This is a genomic window from Flavobacterium sp. UBA7680 (assembly GCF_002482975.1).
Lineage (GTDB): Bacteria > Bacteroidota > Bacteroidia > Flavobacteriales > Flavobacteriaceae > Flavobacterium.
Map to the genome: position 1 here is coordinate 53952 of NZ_DLHA01000006.1, position 14434 is coordinate 68385.

14 protein-coding genes are annotated in these 14434 nt (G+C 31.1%); 11 read left to right on the forward strand and 3 right to left on the reverse strand.

The features are described from left to right. Positions 1-62 precede the first annotated feature (62 nt). The 6 genes from B3C18_RS00940 to B3C18_RS00965 all read left to right on the forward strand — a co-directional run bounded on the left by B3C18_RS00940 (position 63) and on the right by B3C18_RS00965 (position 5975). On the forward strand, positions 63-908 hold the full coding sequence (locus B3C18_RS00940) for a hypothetical protein (protein WP_291140949.1): 846 nt from the start codon (positions 63-65) through the stop codon (positions 906-908). 68 nt (positions 909-976) lie between these two features. Beyond that, a complete protein-coding gene (locus B3C18_RS00945) occupies positions 977-1579 on the forward strand; it encodes a trimeric intracellular cation channel family protein (RefSeq protein WP_291140952.1) in 603 nt (200 codons plus the stop codon). Positions 1580-1685: 106 nt separating this feature from the next. Beyond that, on the forward strand, positions 1686-2633 hold the full coding sequence (locus tag B3C18_RS00950) for a FemAB family protein (protein WP_291140955.1): 948 nt from the start codon (positions 1686-1688) through the stop codon (positions 2631-2633). Beyond that, a complete protein-coding gene (locus B3C18_RS00955; protein ID WP_291140957.1) occupies positions 2630-3730 on the forward strand; it encodes a DegT/DnrJ/EryC1/StrS family aminotransferase in 1101 nt (366 codons plus the stop codon). Before B3C18_RS00950 ends, B3C18_RS00955 begins: the two co-directional genes overlap by 4 nt. A gap of 3 nt (positions 3731-3733) precedes the next feature. Then, the gene (locus B3C18_RS00960) at positions 3734-5242 is read left to right on the forward strand and encodes an oligosaccharide flippase family protein (protein WP_291140960.1); all 1509 of its coding nucleotides are present in this window, start codon (positions 3734-3736) and stop codon (positions 5240-5242) included. Next, entirely contained in the window at positions 5229-5975 is a 747-nt protein-coding gene (locus tag B3C18_RS00965) for an acyltransferase (RefSeq protein WP_291140962.1), read from the forward strand. The genes B3C18_RS00960 and B3C18_RS00965 overlap by 14 nt, the downstream gene beginning before the upstream one ends. A 160-nt stretch (positions 5976-6135) precedes the next feature. On the opposite strand, the gene B3C18_RS00970 is transcribed toward B3C18_RS00965, so the two are convergent. Next, on the reverse strand, positions 6136-7035 hold the full coding sequence (locus tag B3C18_RS00970) for a glycosyltransferase family 2 protein (protein ID WP_291140965.1): 900 nt from the start codon (positions 7033-7035) through the stop codon (positions 6136-6138). Positions 7036-7081: 46 nt separating this feature from the next. Between B3C18_RS00970 and B3C18_RS00975 the strand changes: the two genes are divergently transcribed. Genes B3C18_RS00975 through B3C18_RS00985 form a run of 3 tightly spaced genes read left to right on the forward strand, consistent with a single transcriptional unit; the run spans position 7082 to position 9658 of the window. Beyond that, positions 7082-8179, forward strand: a complete 1098-nt coding sequence (locus B3C18_RS00975; protein ID WP_291140968.1) for a glycosyltransferase — start codon at positions 7082-7084, stop codon at positions 8177-8179. A gap of 4 nt (positions 8180-8183) precedes the next feature. Beyond that, positions 8184-8588 (forward strand): sugar 3,4-ketoisomerase, encoded by a 405-nt coding sequence (locus B3C18_RS00980; protein ID WP_291140970.1) that lies wholly within the window; start codon positions 8184-8186, stop codon positions 8586-8588. Beyond that, positions 8585-9658, forward strand: a complete 1074-nt coding sequence (locus B3C18_RS00985; protein ID WP_291140973.1) for a glycosyltransferase family 4 protein — start codon at positions 8585-8587, stop codon at positions 9656-9658. The genes B3C18_RS00980 and B3C18_RS00985 overlap by 4 nt, the downstream gene beginning before the upstream one ends. On the opposite strand, the gene B3C18_RS00990 is transcribed toward B3C18_RS00985, so the two are convergent. Further along, complete coding sequence (locus B3C18_RS00990) at positions 9655-10542, reverse strand: glycosyltransferase family 2 protein (protein ID WP_291140976.1); 888 nt, start codon at positions 10540-10542, stop codon at positions 9655-9657. The two genes, B3C18_RS00985 and B3C18_RS00990, sit on opposite strands and share 4 nt — an antisense overlap. Positions 10543-10605: 63 nt before the next feature. Between B3C18_RS00990 and B3C18_RS00995 the strand changes: the two genes are divergently transcribed. Then, positions 10606-11442 (forward strand): class I SAM-dependent methyltransferase, encoded by an 837-nt coding sequence (locus B3C18_RS00995; protein WP_291140979.1) that lies wholly within the window; start codon positions 10606-10608, stop codon positions 11440-11442. Between the two features lie 3 nt (positions 11443-11445). On the opposite strand, the gene B3C18_RS01000 is transcribed toward B3C18_RS00995, so the two are convergent. After that, on the reverse strand, positions 11446-12129 hold the full coding sequence (locus B3C18_RS01000) for a cell division ATP-binding protein FtsE (protein WP_056204398.1): 684 nt from the start codon (positions 12127-12129) through the stop codon (positions 11446-11448). A gap of 309 nt (positions 12130-12438) precedes the next feature. On the opposite strand from B3C18_RS01000, the gene B3C18_RS01005 reads away from it, so the two are divergent. Further along, positions 12439-14434, forward strand: a 1996-nt coding sequence (locus B3C18_RS01005) for a tetratricopeptide repeat protein (RefSeq protein ID WP_414655334.1), incomplete at its 3' end; no start/stop codon positions are given.

Below are 14434 nucleotides of genomic sequence, written 5' to 3' on the forward strand. Positions count from 1 at the left end.
ATTTAAATTTTATAAATTTATCAGACGTGGAAAATCTGATTATAAATTAAATTCTAAATGATATGATGATTAAAAAATTAACTGCCGTATTATTACTGTTTTTTGTATCCGTTTTTAGTTTTGCTCAAAGCGGAAAAAAATTAGATAAAATTATTAAAAGAGATTATCAGATTATTGAAGGTACAATTAGCAAAATATCTGATAAAACAGTTGAATATTCTTTACCCGGAGAAACGCTGATAATATCTCTCGATGTTTCGCAAATAGCCAGAATCGATTTTGCAAGCGGACGCTCACAGACTTTTGATGTAAGTCAGGGAAATAATGCATCTTCAAATTCGCCTATTATTGCTGCAGCAGAAACAAAACCCAATAGGATTGCCGTACTTCCGGTTCCGTATTTAAATTCAGATACACAGGAAAGTTCAGAAGACATGGCAAAATTTGCCCAGAACGATCTTTACAATAAACTGATTGATAAATCATCAAATATTTTTCCGTTGACGGTTCAGGATTTAAGAACTACAAATAGTTTACTGCATAAAGCGGGAATCGATCACAACAATATTGATGAAACGCCAATTGAAGATCTTGAAAAAATTCTTGGAGTAGATAATATTGTAGCTGCAAAAGTTTCCTATAGCATGAATTCTGGAACAACCGCCACAACTTACAGCAGCGGAGATGCAAAAGTAAGCGACAATAATAAGAAAGTTAAAACCAGCGATGTTTCGACAACAACCGCAAGTACACAAGTTTACTATTATTACACGGTTTATTTTGACATGTATAAAAATGCTTCAAAAATATATTCGCAAACACGTAAACCTTTTTTAGCAATAAAAGACAGCTGGATGGATTCGATTACTTATTTGTTGAAAAGAAGCCCTATTTACACAAAAAAATAACAAATTGAGGAGCTGCAATTAATTTAATCTTTGTAACTCTGCACCTTTAAATTTTTGCACCTTAAAAAATGTTTCACTTACTAGATATTATTGGCACGATGGCATTTGCAATGTCCGGAGCATTAACAGCAATGCATAAAAGACTCGATCCGTTTGGGGTTTTTATCATTGCTTTTGTCACCGCTGTTGGCGGCGGAACGCTTCGTGATGTTTTAATTGGAAGAACTCCAGTGGGCTGGATGATGAATCTTCAATATGTTTACATCATTATTTTAGGTTTTTTTCTGGCGATTATTTTCAGAAAAAAGTTTGATAAACTAAGAACTTCCCTGTTTTTATTTGACACCATTGGTTTGGGTGTTTTTACCTTAATTGGTCTTGAAAAAGGAATCACAACTGGTCTTCATCCTGTAATTTGTGTGGCATTAGGAACCATGACTGCTTGTTTTGGCGGCGTAATTCGGGATATTTTATGTACCGAAATTCCAACGATTTTTAGAAGAGAAATCTACGCAACAATCTGTATTTTTGGTGGTATTGTATTCTTTGGACTTAAGAAATTAAATTTAGAAGATGATGTTTTGTACCTTGTGACTTCTGTTGTAATAATTTCAGTTCGTTTATTAGCGGTAAAATACAAATGGTATCTGCCGGCTTTTGAACATAAATAAAGATTTTTAAATTTAGCCACAGATTAAATTGATTAAAAAGATTTTCTTTGCTAATTAAAAATCATTCTAATCTTTTTTCCCGATAGCTATCGGGAGTAGCAGAAAAATGAAATACACCGTAAAAAAATACGATCAAAACGATTACAAATTGTGGAATGACTTTATTGTTCAGGCCAAAAATGCAACGTTTTTATTTCATCGTGATTTTATGGAATATCACCAGGATCGGTTTGAAGATTTTTCCCTTTTAATTTTTGAAGAAGAAAAGTTACGAGCCATTCTGCCAGCCAATAAAAAAGAAAACTCCATTTATTCGCATCAGGGGCTGACTTACGGAGGGTTGGTTTTTTCGTCAAAATTAAATGCCGAAAAAACAGAAGCAATTCTGGATTCGGTTTTATTATTTTTGAAAGAAAATGCGATAAAAACTTTCTATTACAAACCCATTCCGATTTTTTATTTTCCCGAAGGAAATCAGGAACTTGACTTTTTTTTATTTAAAAGAGGCGCTGTTTTAGAACGAAAAGAAATGAATTTGGCAGCCAATTTAAATTCACCTCTAAAAATTTCAAAAAGCAAATTAAAACATTTCAGAAGAATTGAAAATCTCGATTTAGATATCATTGAAGAAGAAGATTTTAAACCGTTTTGGAATGAAGTTTTAGAACCGAGATTATTAGAAAAGTTTAATGAAAAACCAGTTCATTCAAAAGAAGAAATAGCGCTTTTAAAAGAGCGATTCCCAAAAAATATCAAACAATTTTCAGTTTATCAAAATGATGAAATTATTGCGGGAATAACCATTTTTGAAACCGAAAATGTAATAAAATCTCAATATGGCGCTACTTCTAAAAAAGGGGAAGAAACACGGGCGTTAGATTTTTTATTCATTAATTTGATTCATAGATATAAACGAACAGGAAAACATTTTTTTGATATGGGAATTGTAAATGAACAAAATGAATCCGGCTATCATTCTGGTCTTTTAAAGCAGAAAGAAGAATTAGGCTGTAAAGTTTACAATCAGGATTTTTATAAATTGGATATAAAATGATACCGTTTCTAGATCTAAAAAAAATTAATGAACCGTATGAAACTGCTTTTCAGGAAAAACTGAAATTGGTTTTAGATAATGGCTGGTACATTTTAGGAAAAGAAACAGAAACCTTCGAAAAAGCTTTCGCCGAATATTGCCAAACTCAATATTGCATTGGAGTAGGGAATGGCTTTGATGCTTTGGTTTTGATTTTTAAAGGTTATATAGAACTGGGAAAACTCAAAAAAGGCGATGAAGTTATTGTTCCTGCCAATACTTATATTGCCAGTATTTTAGCCATTTTGCAAGCAGATTTAATTCCGGTTTTAGTTGAACCGAAATTAGAAACCTACAACATCAATCCGGATTTAATTCCCGAAAAAATCACATCAAAAACAAAAGCCATTTTAGCCGTTCATCTTTACGGACAATTAGCCGAAATGGATAAAATAAATGAAATCGCAGAACAACATAATCTTGTTGTTGTTGAAGATGCGGCACAATCTCACGGTGTAGAAAAAAATCTAAAATCTAAAATCTACAATCTAAAATCAGCAATCGCACACAGCTTTTATCCTGGAAAAAACCTCGGTTGTCTTGGCGATGGCGGCGCAATTACAACCAACGATCCAGAATTAGCAAAAGTGCTGTTTTCACTTAGAAATTACGGTTCAGAGAAAAAATATTATAACGAATATATTGGCGTGAATTCAAGATTAGATGAATTGCAAGCCGCATTTTTAAACGTAAAACTGCACAATTTAGATGCTGATAATGAAAAGCGAAGAACAGTTGCAAAACGTTATTTAGCCGAAATTAAAAATGATAAAATCGAATTACCATTTTGGGATTTCTCAAACAATCATGTTTTTCATTTGTTTGTTATAAGAACTAAAAACAGAGATCATTTACAGCAATATTTGACCGAAAATAATATTCAAACCGTAATTCATTATCCGGTTCCACCGCATAAACAAAACGCATTTCCAGAGTGGAATAACTTATTATTTCCTATTACAGAAAAGATTCACAATGAAGTTTTAAGTTTACCAATGAGCCCCGTTTTGACAGAAACGGAAGTAAATTATATTATCGAAATTCTAAATCAGTATTAATTCGTGACTGATAGCAAAAAATCATATCAGCAGATTTTAAAAACAACTTCACTTTTTGGAGGCGTTCAGTTTTTTTCGATTTTAATTTCGATAATCCGCACCAAATTAATTGCCGTTTTTATAGGTCCGGCCGGAATGGGAATTATTGCTTTGCTAAATTCTACTTTGAGTGTTTTAAGCAGTGTTTCTGGACTTGGAATCGAAACCAGCGCAGTCAAAAGTATTTCAGAAAATTTCAATAAAGACGATATTCGAATGGTTTCAATAACGATTCGGATTGTAAAAAGAATTGTTTTTTTTACAGGAATATTGGGAATGCTATTGACTTTAATTTTCTCAAAAGCTTTAAGTATTCTGACTTTTGGTGATTCAAGCCAAACGTATTCGTTTATATTTCTTTCTCTTACTATTTTATTCAAACAATTATCTTCCGGACAATTGGCTGTTTTGCAAGGTTTAAGACATTTGAAGTTTTTGGCAAAAGCCAATTTTTATGGAAATTTATTCGGATTATTGTTTTCAATTCCGCTCTATATTTATTTTAAAATCGATGCTATAATCCCAACCATTTTACTTGCATCTGTAACTTCATTAATTTTTTCTTTTTATTATTCAACTAAAGTACGAGTAGAAAGTAAGAAAGGAGAAATTACAAAAGAAGTCTTTGTAACCGAAGGAAAATCAATTGTAAAATTAGGTTTTATGCTTACCATAAGCAGTGTTTTAACGCTTTTGACAGCTTATCTAATTCAAATTTATATTGGAAAAACCGGAGGCTTGGAACAAGTAGGATTTTACAACGCCGGATTTACGTTATTAAACTCTTATGTGGGAATTATTTTTACGGTTATGAGTACCGATTATTTCCCGAAATTGGCCTCAATAAATTCTGATAATGAAAAAGTTAGAATAAGCGTACAGCAGCAGGCTTTTATTTCGGTTTTGATTATAACGCCTATTATTGTTTTGTTTCTTGCTTTTAGCCAAGTTATAGTTAAGCTGCTTTATACCTTAAAATTTGAAGCTATTTTACCCATGATCTGCATTGGAATTTTAGGAATGATTTTTCGCGCCGTTTCCTGGGCAATGGGATTTATTTTAATTGCAAAAGGCGATTCAAGAATGTTTATAAAAACTGCCGTTGGTTTTAATGTTTTGTCTTTAGTAATGAATATTTTAGGTTATTATTTTTACGGATTAGAAGGTTTAGGTTTTAGTTTCTGCTTTTATTTTTTATGCCATTTTATCGGCTTAAAAATCATCACTAAAAAAAGATATAATTTTTATTTTGAAACAGAGTTTTATCAAATCTATTTGGTTTGTTTGGTAATTTGCATGGCTTCATTTTTACTTCGATTTATCGAAACATCGGTTTTAAAATATGGTTTATTATCAGTCATGATTTTGATATCTTTCGGTTTTAGTTTGTATCATATTGATAAAAAGATGAATTTAAGCGAAATATTTACGTCATTTGTTCAGCGAAAAAAAGAGAATAATGATTCAGAATAGTTATAGAAAATGTAGATCATTCTATCATAAATTAAAGTTTTACTGGAAAGTAAACTGGATCAAAACGCTGTATTTTAACTTTAAAAAATTTCCTTTTGAAACCGCCAAAAAACTGCCCGTTTTCTTCTACGGAAAAGTAAAATTCACTTCCATTTATGGCGAAATTCAATTAGATGGAAAAATCCAAAAAGGAATGATTGGCTTTGGTCAGCCTTATGAATTGAATACTGTTCATAAAGGAATAGCTGAAATCAATATTTTAGGGAAATTAATTTTTAAAGGAAAATTCCAGTTTGGCAAAGATTGTTTTGTTTTCATTGGAGAAAATGCGGTTTGCGAACTCGGAAATATGGCTTCTCTTGCTTCCAGCGGAAAAATAATTTGTACCGAAAAAATTGTTTTGGGAGAATATGCCCGTTTCGGTTCTGAATCTCAGATTATTGATACTAATTTCCATGATTTAATTGATACTCAAACTGGAGAAAAACTTAAAAAATCAGCTCCAATTAGTATTGGGAATTATAATTTTATGAGCAACAGGGTTTCTGTTTTAAAAGGAACTCAAACACCAAATTTCTGTACCGTTGCCTCAAATAGTTTATGTACAAAAGATTATACTTCGCTTGGCGAAAATATCTTAATAGGTGGCGTTCCGGCAAAATTAATCCGAAGTAATATTTCACGCGATTGGAGCGGAGAAAAAGAGCAGTTAGATGATTTTTTGACGATTTAAAAATGCGTTTATGGTACGCAGATGAAACGGATTTACTTCGTAAAGACGCGGATTAAGACGGATTTTATTTTTTAAACAGGTAATAAAAAAATCCGTCTTAATCCGCGTCTTCGCTTTAGCGAATCCGTAAAATCCGCGTTCTATTCTAGACATCGTTTTATCATTTAAATAGAATACTAAATCGCTGTTTTATTTCTAGAAGAATATATTTTGACAGCAGTTTATAATTAGATGTTTTAAAATTTAAAAACATTTCAAAATGGATTCGTTTTAAAATCGCTTTATGTTCTTGTTTAGTTCTATTTAATTGAATCGCTTTCTTGATAATCAAATAAGTAGAATAATTAATTTTTCGGGATCGGGAATCGTTTTTAATAAAAAAATGAGTTCCTAAAGATGTGGTCGTAATTCGTTTTTTAATTAAAATTTCATCGATATAATCGAAATCATATTTGCGTGAAGCACGAATCCATAAATCTAAATCTTCATAAGCCAGATTTTCATCATAACCCTGCAAATCAGCAAAAACCGATTTTTTAACCATTGATGAAACAGAACAAATACTATTTCCTCCCGAAAGTACACTCAAATAAATGTCTCCGGTTTCTCTTTTTTCGATTGTTTTTTTGAATTCATCAACCGGAAAAAAATAAAAATAAGAATCGCCTTTTTCATTGATTAGTTCAGCATTTCCGTAAACAATCCCAAGATTTTCAAACCTGTTTTTTTCGAAAGCTTTTAATTGTAATGAAACACAATTTGGCAATAAAATATCATCGCATGCCAGATCAATAATATATTCGCCTTTAGCAAGTTTTAGGGCTTTATTAAAAGATTTTGTACTTCCTAAATTGTTTTCATTTTCGATAAATTGAATTTCTGGATAATCTATAATCCAGTTTTTTATAACTTCTCTCGAATTATCGGTACTAAAATCATCAACAATTATCAATTCAATAAAAGGATAATCCTGATTTAGAGCAGACAATAAACTCTGCAAAACAAATTTTTCATGGTTATAGCACAGGCATATAATGCTCACTATTGATTTATCTTGCATATTGTTTTTAGAGTTATATATTTGATACGAAAATAAGAAATCAAGAATGATATCATCTCACAAAAAAAAGAAAATTGCTCTTATTGGTTATCGTTTAAGCGGAGGTGGAAGCGATAAAGTAATGGCAAATTTGTCTGTTTTTTTTGAAAAGCAGGGATTTGAAGTTGATATACTTATTGTTATAGATGAAGTGAGTTTTCCCTATTCCGGAAAATTGGTAAACTTAGGATTGCTGAAAAATAAAAGCAACGGATTTTTTAATAAAGTCAAAAGGTTAAAGGCTTTAAGTAATTATTTAAACCAAAATCAGTTTGATTTTATTATTGATTTCCGCTTTCGTACCAAAATACTGCAGGAACTTATTTTAGCCCGATATATATACAATACCAAAACTATTTTTACGGTTCACAGTTTTTTAATCGATCATTATATGCCAAAAAAATCATGGCTGACACGATTAATGTACAATCATTGTTATGCGAATGTGGCGATTACAAACGAAATGAAAACGCTGATTGAAAGTACACATAAACTGCAAAATGTAATTACAATTCATAATCCGGTAAATCTTGAAGAAATCAAGGAAAAACAAGATGAAAAAATAGAGCTTGAATTTGATTTTATAATTGCAATTGGTCAATATGAAAATGAAATCAAACAATTTGATAAACTGATTTTAAGTTACAGCAAATCTTATTTGGCTCAAAAACAGATTCATTTGGTAATTATAGGAAATGGTGACGAAACAAAACTCAAAAAGGTAATTGCAGCAAATAATATTTCCCAGTTTGTTCACCTTTTAGGCTATCAAAATAATCCGTTTAAATATGTACAAAAAGCTAAATTTTTAGTTTTAAGCAGTAAAAACGAAGGTTTTCCAAATGTGATTTTAGAATCGTTAGCCTGCGAAACTCCAGTTGTCTCTTTTGATTGTGATTTTGGGCCAAGAGATATGATTACTTCTTTTGAAAATGGTATTTTAGTCGAGAATCAAAATTGGGACAAATTAACAGAAGCAATGAATTTATTTACGACTGATGAAAATTTATATCAGCATTGTAAAAAAAATGCATTAAAAAGTATTGAACCTTTTTTATTAGAAAAAATTGGTCAGCAATGGTTAAATTTGCTTGAGGAACACTAAAAATATGACAACAATTCAAGATATTTCATTACTTAAAATTCCGGTTGTCGAAGACTTGAGCGGAAATTTGGCCTTCATTCAAAGCGGAGTTCTTCCTTTTGAATTTAAGCGTGTTTATTATCTTTTTGATGTTCCAAGCAGCGCTTTTCGTGGCGGACATTCGCATATAGCTCAGCATGAAGTTTTGATCGCTTTAAGCGGAAGTTTTGAAGTAACGGTAAATGACGGAAAAGACAAAAAAAGCTATTTGCTCAACAAACCCAATGTTGGATTATATCTCCCAAAAGGAATTTGGCGAGAGTTAGAAAACTTTTCTTCGGGCGCAGTTTGCCTTGTTTTGGCATCAGATGTTTTTGAAGAGAAAGATTATATTCGGGATTATGAAACTTTCTTGAATTCTAAAAAATGAAACTGCTTTATATTGTTCCCAACATAAAAAATGCGGGAGGAGTTGCCAGAGTTTTGTCCATTAAAGCCAATTATTTTATTGAACACTTTGGTTATGAAATTCATATTCTGTCACAAAACGAACAAGAAAATTCACCTTTTTACGATTTCAATTCTAAAATTATCTTTCATAATATGATTTTGGAAGGGAATGTTTTTCATTTTCTAAATTCATATAAAAAGCAGTTAAATCAAAAAATAGCAGCAATTAAACCAGATGTAATTGTTGTTGCCGATAATGGTTTGAAAGCTTTTATTTTAACATTAATAGTTAAAACGAAAGTTCCAATTGTTTTAGAGATTCATTCTTCTAAATTTATTGAAGAACAATCATTAAAACCAAATATCTTTTCAAAATTAAAATACCGATTCAAAGATTTTGGCGCTCGAAAATACACTAAAGTAGTTGTTTTATCTCCCGAAAATCTAAAACACTGGCATATTAATAATGCGGTAATAATCCAGAATCCGACCTGGATTAAAACCGAAAATACTGCATCTTTAAAAAACAAACGGGTTATTGCTGTTGCAAGAAATTCGTATGAAAAAGGTTTAGACAGAATGTTGTTAATTTGGGAAAAAGTAACCCAAAAACATCCAGAATGGACTTTAGATATTTATACAGATGAAGTTGATTCTTTAAACAATATTGTGATTGATTTAGGATTAACTTCCACAATAAATATTTTTAGTTTTGTAAAAAGCATTGAAGAGAAATATCTTGAATCTTCTATTTTAATTATGACTTCCCGATTTGAAGCATTCCCAATGGTTTTGATAGAAGCAATGTCTTTAGGTTTGCCCAGTGTTTCTTATGATTGTCCTTCGGGGCCGAGATCGATTATTACAGATAATGAAAATGGCTTTTTAATCCCGGATGGAAATTTAGAATTGTTTACTGAAAAACTTTCTTTTTTAATTGAAAACGAAGAATTGAGAATAAAATTTGGCGCGGCATCAAAAGAAAAAATGAAAGAATATCAGCTTGATCCTGTCATGAAACAATGGAAAACTTTATTAGAGAATTTCTAATTTGTTTTTATACTGCACAAATACGTTAATTTGTAAATATTAAGCAGCCTTAAAGAAGGGCTTTTAGAGTTTAGCTGTTTTAAAATTAGGGCATTAAATGTCTTGAAGAATAACCCTGCCGGATAACGTAGTTTAAAACGTTTCAGTAAATGGTATACCTTCAGTATTTTTAAAAAATCAGAATCAATTTGTTTTTTGCGATCAAGAATAAGCAGGTTTTCTAAACTGTTTTTTACTTTAGATATATAAATAAGATTCTCGTCAATATCGCCATGCTGAATCGCATTTTCGATATGTTTTACCTTAAAATCAGATTGACTTACCTGATAAGCAAAAAGCGTGTCTTCATGTCCGTATTTAATTAAATTAGAATCAAATTTTATCTTGCTAAAACAATCTTTTTTAATTAATGTGTTGTTGAACATCAGGGTTTTATACAAAGCGGTATTTCTTTGAGAAACCGTTTTATCTTCTACTAAACGACCGTATTTCCAGCGTAATTTTTGTTTGTCAGAATAAACATTTTCAGGATGAATTCGGCCGCCATATACAATATCAGAATCCTGTATATTATCTAAATAATTTTGTATGTAATTGGGATTGATTATGATAGAATCGCCGTCAATAAAAAGAAGGTTTTCATATTGTGCTTTTGATGCTAAAAGATTTCTGTTAGAACTTAATCCTATGTTTTTTTCTAAAGAAACAAAAGAACAATTCTGTAGAGCATTTATTTTTTCATTTTCTTTATTCAGTACAGAATTTGAAGCATCATCCTGACATAGAATTTCAAAACTAATTCCAGTAAAACGGCATTGTTCAGCAAGTTCTTCTACAAGCGAAAATACATTGTAATTATAAACCGGAATTAAAATAGAAAGCATTTATTCTCTTTTTTAAAATATATTTGTAAAGGAAATGTTTTTTATTAAAATAATAAATCAAAAATGAATTTAAGGTCTCTTTATTATGCTATTTCTCCAAAGTCAAGATTTCTGGTTCGTAAGATTTATTATTTTCCTGCCGATTTTTGGAATTCTTTAAATAGAAAGAAAAACAAATATGAGCCTAAAAAAGGAGACATTTTTATTGGTTCCGGCGATTTCTTGTCGCAAGGAAAACATCATTTAGAACTCTTAAAAGAATATACATCGCTGCAGCCCGATAATTCTTTATTAGATGTTGGCTGCGGAATTGGCCGCGCTGCCGTACCCTTAACGCAGTATTTGTCAACAAAAGGAAAATACGAAGGCTTTGATGTTGTAAAAAAAGGAATTGACTGGTGTAGAAAAAACATCAGTAAGGATTTCTCTAATTTTAATTTTCAGCATATTTCTCTCAATAATGATTTATACAATTTGACGAATCAAAAGGCAGAGAATTTTAAATTTCCTTATGAAGACAATTCTTTTGATACCGTTTTCTTGTTTTCAGTTTTTACTCATATGCAGCCAAAGGAAGTTCAGAATTATTTAAATGAAATTTACAGAGTTTTAAAACCTGATGGAAAATGTCTTTCGACTTTCTTTCTGTATGACGATCAAAATGAAGAATACATTTCAAAAGAAAATAAAGGATTCTGTTTTCCTTACCAAAAAGAAAATTACAGATTAATGAATGAAAAAGTTCCGTCTGCTAATATTGCTTTTAAAGAAGAATTGCTTTTTGAGATGATTCAAACAAGTCAGTTAAAATTAGAAAATAAGATATACGGAACCTGGTCAAACAGAGCAGTTAATGACTTGTTTGATTATCAGGATATTTTAATTCTAAAAAAAGTTTAAGATTTATACGCTTCTTTGAACCACTTCGAAGATTCTTTCATCTTCACATTTTAATGTTTTAGAAGGGAATTTCATCAACAAAGCATAATCATGAGTTGCCATGATAACGGTTTTACCAAGTGCGTTGATGTTTTTTAATACTTCTAAAACCTCAGAACTTGTCTGCGGATCAAGGTTTCCTGTAGGTTCATCGGCAAGGATAAATTCAGGATCGTTAAGTAAAGCTCTTGCAATTGCAACACGCTGCTGTTCACCGCCAGAAAGCTGGTGAGGCATTTTGTTAAGGAAATCTTTCATTCCAACTTTATCTAAAACTTCATCGATTTTGTATTCCATCGCTTCTTTTTCAACCCAGCCAGTTGCTTTAAGAACAAAAAGCATGTTGTCCTGAACAGAACGGTCTGGAAGTAATTTAAAGTCTTGGAAAACAATCCCAATTTTACGTCTTAAATACGGAATATCTTTTTCTTTTAAAGTTGCCAAATCAAAGTCAACAATATGAGCTTCACCTTCTGTTAAAGGTAAATCTGCGTACAAAGTTTTTAAAAAGCTGCTTTTTCCGGAACCTGTTTTCCCAATGATATAGATGAACTCTCCATGCTGAACATCTAAGTTAATATGAGATAAAATTTTTCTTCCTTCTTGATATATAGTGACTTCTTTAAGAGATAGTACGGTTTCTGACATAATAAAATTGATTTGAATGGTAAAAGTAATAAGATAACGTTTGGATTCAAAATAAATTTCAATCATTTCTTAAGAAAATTTGTAGAAAAAGGAATGAAAATTTAAACCATATAAGTAAAGTAAGTTCATTTTAGATAATCTGCTAAAAGGTACTAGCTTATAATTACTTATATAACTTATACGGTTCATTTTAATTTTTTAAACTACCTCTAAAATGTTTGTTATTCCATGTTTGTTCATAATAAATTCAAGAAACGTTTCGTTATAAACGGTATAAAATGATAAATTTGAATACTAAATATAACTAAAATGCATAGACTTTCCTGGTTCTTTTTATTCCAAATTATCCTTACTTCGACCATAGTTTCGGCACAAAAATCAGCTATTTATACTTACGATTTAAAGGATTTTGACAAAGCACAGGCTTTATATAACGATAAACAATACGCTTCGGCACAACATATTTTTGAGTATGTAAAAAATAATACGGCACAAACAGAAGAAGTAAAATCAGACTGCGCTTATTATATCGCCAATTGCGCCATTAGAACCAATCAGCCCAATGCCGATGCTTTGATGGAAAAATTTGTTGAGGATTATCCAACAAGCACCAAACAAAATCAGGCTTATATTGAAGTAGCGCAATATTTCTTTGAACAAGGAAATTATCCAAAAGCTTTGCAATGGTTTGACAAAGTTGACGAAGGTTACATGAGTAAATCAGAATCGGATAAATTTAATTTCCAGAAAGGATACAGCTATTTTACTGCTAAAAAGAAAAAAGAAGCTACAACGTATTTTAATAAAGTCGTGAATTCTCCTGAATTTGGTTCGCAAGCCAAATATTATTTAGGATTTATGGCGTATGAAGGCGACGATTACAAAGAAGCAACAAAATATTTTGATGAGGTTTCGGGCGAAGAAAAATACAAAGAAAAGCTTTCATATTATCAAGCTGATATGAATTTTAAATTAGGAAGTTTTCAAAAAGCAATTGATTTGGGCCAAAAAGCAATGGCGAAATCAAATGAAATGGAAAAATCGGAATTGAATAAAATCATCGGGGAAAGTTATTTCAATTTAAAACAATACGAAAAAGCGATTCCGTATTTAGAACAATACGCTGGTAAAAAAGGAAAATGGAATAATACCGATTTCTACCAATTGGGTTATGCGTATTATGAGCAGAAAAATTACGAAAAAGCCATTTCTCAATTCAATAAAATTATTGAAGGAAAAGATTTCGTAGCTCAAAATGCTTATTACCATTTAGGTTTAAGTTATTTAAATACAGGTAAAAAACAAGAAGCTTTGAATGCATTTAAGAATGCTTCAGAAATGGATTTCAATGCGCAGATTCAGGAAGATGCAGCTTTAAATTATGCCAAAGTAAGTTATGATATTGGAAACGCTTACCAAACCGTTCCGGGAATTTTACTTGATTTCTTAAAAAAATATCCAAACAATTCAAGCAGGGCAGAAGTGGAAAAACTTTTAGTTGACTCTTATATTTCGACTAAAAATTACAAAGAAGCTTTGGCTTTATTAGAAAAAAACAGAAGTGCCGAAAATAAAGCGGCGTATCAAAAAGTGCTTTTTTACAGAGGAGTTGAATTGTATAATGAATCGAATTATACGGAAGCCGGAAAAATGTTTAAAAGCGCGATAAGCGAGCAAAAAACACCTGAATTTACAGCGCGTGCCACTTTCTGGAAAGCAGAAACAGAATATGTTTCAGATGATTTTCAGAATGCTTTATTGACGTACAAACAATTTGCCGGACTTCCTGCGGCAAAATCTACTGACGAATATAAAAACATCAATTATAATATTGGTTATACGTATTTTAAACTGAAAGAATACGATCAGGCGGCGAACTCATTTCAGGCGCAGATCGATAATTCTCCTTCTGATAAGGTTCGTTTAAACGATTCGTATTTGCGTTTAGGAGATTCACGTTTTGTAAATTCTAAATATGCTCAGGCAAATGAAGCGTACGGAAAAGCAATGGAAGCAAAAAGTGTTGATGCCGATTATGCTCAGTTTCAAAAAGCACTTTCGTATGGTTTTATGTCTAAAAATGATCAAAAAATCAACGAGCTGAACAACTTCCTAAAAATGTATAAAAAATCAGAATATCGCGATGATGCTTTATTCGAATTAGGAAATACGTATGTGGCAGATAAAAAGAATGATTTAGCGATAAAAACATACGATCAGTTAATTTCAGAATACAAAAACGGATCTTTTACTTCAAAATCTATTTTGAAACAAGGTTTGATTTATTACAATTCAGATCGTGATG

Coding starts and splice junctions, on each gene's coding strand:
- B3C18_RS00940 (WP_291140949.1), top strand. CDS start 63: ATGATGATTAAAAAATTAACTGCCGTATTATTACTGTTTTTTGTATCC.
- B3C18_RS00945 (WP_291140952.1), top strand. CDS start 977: ATGTTTCACTTACTAGATATTATTGGCACGATGGCATTTGCAATGTCC.
- B3C18_RS00950 (WP_291140955.1), top strand. CDS start 1,686: ATGAAATACACCGTAAAAAAATACGATCAAAACGATTACAAATTGTGG.
- B3C18_RS00955 (WP_291140957.1), top strand. CDS start 2,630: ATGATACCGTTTCTAGATCTAAAAAAAATTAATGAACCGTATGAAACT.
- B3C18_RS00965 (WP_291140962.1), top strand. CDS start 5,229: ATGATTCAGAATAGTTATAGAAAATGTAGATCATTCTATCATAAATTA.
- B3C18_RS00970 (WP_291140965.1), bottom strand. CDS start 7,035: ATGCAAGATAAATCAATAGTGAGCATTATATGCCTGTGCTATAACCAT.
- B3C18_RS00975 (WP_291140968.1), top strand. CDS start 7,082: ATGATATCATCTCACAAAAAAAAGAAAATTGCTCTTATTGGTTATCGT.
- B3C18_RS00980 (WP_291140970.1), top strand. CDS start 8,184: ATGACAACAATTCAAGATATTTCATTACTTAAAATTCCGGTTGTCGAA.
- B3C18_RS00985 (WP_291140973.1), top strand. CDS start 8,585: ATGAAACTGCTTTATATTGTTCCCAACATAAAAAATGCGGGAGGAGTT.
- B3C18_RS00990 (WP_291140976.1), bottom strand. CDS start 10,542: ATGCTTTCTATTTTAATTCCGGTTTATAATTACAATGTATTTTCGCTT.
- B3C18_RS00995 (WP_291140979.1), top strand. CDS start 10,606: ATGAATTTAAGGTCTCTTTATTATGCTATTTCTCCAAAGTCAAGATTT.
- B3C18_RS01000 (WP_056204398.1), bottom strand. CDS start 12,129: ATGTCAGAAACCGTACTATCTCTTAAAGAAGTCACTATATATCAAGAA.